Origin of the sequence: Burkholderia sp. GbtcB21, assembly GCF_019091065.1 — a bacterium.
Classification (GTDB): Bacteria; Pseudomonadota; Gammaproteobacteria; order Burkholderiales; family Burkholderiaceae; genus Burkholderia; species Burkholderia pyrrocinia_C.
The window spans coordinates 1-249 of sequence record NZ_JAGXKA010000368.1; the positions used below are offsets into that span (position 1 = coordinate 1).

The 249-nt window shown below is 69.1% G+C and carries 1 protein-coding gene; it reads left to right on the forward strand.

The genetic code is table 11. The features are described 5' to 3' along the window. The coding region (locus KVT39_RS37125; protein WP_217591505.1) for a hypothetical protein at nucleotides 1-249 on the forward strand (249 nt) is incomplete at both ends.

Here is a 249-nt window from a genome sequence, read left to right on the forward strand (position 1 = left end):
CGACCCCTTCGGCAATTGGACGCGGTACGAGCGCGACGAGCGCACGCTCGCCCCGACCCAGCTCACGGATGCGCGGCGCAACACGACCCGGATCGCCTACGACCCTTGGACCCTGCTGCCGCAGCAGACCACCGACGCCAATGGCACGGTGCGCGAAGTGAGCTACGACCCGCTCGGCCGGGTGCACCTGAGCAGACTGCGCGGTACCGAACGCGCCTTTACCGACAGCCGGGCCGATAGCGTGGGTTT